General features: G+C 48.9%; 2 rRNA genes. Both read left to right on the forward strand.

The window, feature by feature from the left end:
* A 23S ribosomal RNA gene (locus J2S72_RS08680) occupies window positions 1–2,494 on the forward strand; the annotation flags it as partial.
* A gap of 27 nt (window positions 2,495–2,521) precedes the next feature.
* Window positions 2,522–2,636, forward strand: a 5S ribosomal RNA gene (gene rrf / locus J2S72_RS08685); the annotation flags it as partial.

The raw sequence follows: 2,636 nt of genomic DNA on the forward strand, positions 1-2,636 counted from the left end.
ACGAGAAATCTTGTGGGAAGACGGGGGGACCACCCCCCAAGGCTAAATACTACTTGGTGACCGATAGCGAACAAGTACCGTGAGGGAAAGGTGAAAAGAACCCCGGGAGGGGAGTGAAAAAGAAACTGAAACCTAATGTTTACAAGCAGCGAAAATGGCAAAAGCCATGATCGTGTACTTTTTGTAGAACGGGCCAGCGAGTTATGATCATAAGCAAGGTTAAGACACTAAGAGTCGGAGCCGTAGGGAAACCGAGTCTAAAAAGGGCGAAAGTTAATGGTCATAGACCCGAAACCGTGTGATCTATCCATGGGCAGAGTGAAGTTGAAGTAAAATTCAATGGAGGCTCGAACCGGGTAGCGTTTAAAAGCTATCGGATGACCTGTGGATAGGGGTGAAAAGCCAAACGAACACGGAGATAGCTGGTTCTCCTCGAAATAGCTTTAGGGCTAGCCTTTAACAGAGTGAAGTGGGGGTAGAGCACTGAATAGTCGAAGGGCGTTAAACGTTACTAAGACCTATCAAACTCCGAATACCAACTCACACGTTAAGGAGTCAGACTATGTGGGATGAGCTTCATAGTCAAAAGGGAAAGAGCCCAGACCACCAGCTAAGGTCCCAAAATACTGATTAAGTGGAAAAGGATGTGGAGTTACTGAGACAACTAGGATGTTGGCTTAGAAGCAGCCATGCATTAAAAGAGTGCGTAATAGCTCACTAGTCAAGTGACCCTGCGCCGAAGATAACCGGGGCTAAATCAGATACCGAAGCTGTGGAATTATATAAAATATAATTGGTAGAGGAGCAATGTATAAACGAAGAAGCAAAAGGCGTAAGCCATTGTGGAGTAAATACAAGAGAGAATGCTGGCATGAGTAGCGAGAGGTGAGTGAGAATCTCACCCGTCGAAAACCTAAGGAATCCTGAGGAAGGCTCGTCCACTCAGGGTAAGTCGGGACCTAAGGCAAGGCCGAAAGGCGTAGTCGATGGACAACAAGTTGAAAATCTTGTACCGATATCAAGCGATAAAAAGTAAGTGGGGACGCAGGAGGATAAGCGGAGCGCCCAGTTGGTGAGGCGTGCAAGCACAAAGTATGAGAAGTAGGCAAAACCGCTTCTCGAGAAGTATGAAGTGTGATGCGGATCGAAAATAAGTAGAGAAGGAGCCGACTCCACACTGCCAAGAAAAGCCACTATCAAGCAAGATATCGCCCGTACCGCAAACCGACACAGGTAGGTGAGGAGAGAATCCTAAGACGAGCGGAAGAACCTTTGTTAAGGAACTCGGCAAAATGACCCCGTAAGTTAGCGAGAAGGGGAGCCTAGCCAGAAATGGAAGGCCGCAGTGAAAAGGCCCAAGCGACTGTTTACCAAAAACACAAGTTTCTGCAAAGTCGAAAGACGAAGTATAGGAGCTGACACCTGCCCGGTGCTGGAAGGTTAAGGGAAAATGTAAGAGAATCGTAAGAAGACCGAAGCATAGAACTGAAGCCCCAGTAAACGGCGGCCGTAACTATAACGGTCCTAAGGTAGCGAAATTCCTTGTCGGGTAAGTTCCGACCCGCACGAAAGGTGTAACGATTTGGGCACTGTCTCAACAAAGGATCCGGTGAAATTGTAGTAGCGGTAAAGATGCCGCTTACCCACGACAGGACGGAAAGACCCCGTGGAGCTTTACTGTAGGCTGACATTGGATTTTGGGATTAAATGTACAGAATAGGTGGGAGACAGAGAAGCAGGTACGCCAGTATCTGTGGAGTCACCGTTGGGATACCACTCTTTTAATACTAGAATTCTAACCAACTCCCGTGAAACCGGGAGAGGGACACTGTCAGTCGGGCAGTTTGACTGGGGCGGTCGCCTCCGAAAGAGTAACGGAGGCGTTCAAAGGTTCCCTCAGCACGGACGGAAATCGTGCGAAGAGTATAAAGGCAGAAGGGAGCTTAACTGCGAGACCAACAAGTCGAGCAGATGCGAAAGCAGGACTTAGTGATCCGGTGGTACCGAGTGGAAGGGCCATCGCTCAACGGATAAAAGCTACCCCGGGGATAACAGGCTTATCTCCCCCAAGAGTTCACATCGACGGGGAGGTTTGGCACCTCGATGTCGGCTCGTCTCATCCTGGGGCTGAAGTAGGTCCCAAGGGTTGGGCTGTTCGCCCATTAAAGAGGCACGCGAGCTGGGTTCAGAACGTCGTGAGACAGTTCGGTCCCTATCCGTCGTGGGCGTAGGAAATTTGAGAGGAGCTGTCCTTAGTACGAGAGGACCGGGATGGACAAACCTCTGGTGTATCAGTTGTACTGCCAAGTGCATAGCTGAGCAGCTAAGTTTGGAAGGGATAAGAGCTGAAGGCATCTAAGCACGAAGCCCCCCTCGAGATGAGATTTCCCTCTAAAGATAAGACCCCTTGAAGAAAACGAGGTAGATAGGCTAAAGGTGAAAGAGTAGAAATACTTGAAGCTAGAGAGTACTAATAGGTCGAAGACTTGACCAAGAAAAGATTTTGTAGTTGATGGTTTAATCCGGTGACGATAGCAGAAGGGATCCACCTGTACCCATACCGAACACAGAAGTTAAGCCTTCATGCGCCGATGGTACTTGGCTGGTAACGGCCTGGGAGAGTAGGTTATTGCCGG

Origin of the sequence: Peptoniphilus koenoeneniae (genome assembly GCF_030812875.1) — a bacterium.
In the GTDB taxonomy this organism is placed as follows: domain Bacteria; phylum Bacillota; class Clostridia; order Tissierellales; family Peptoniphilaceae; genus Peptoniphilus_B; species Peptoniphilus_B koenoeneniae.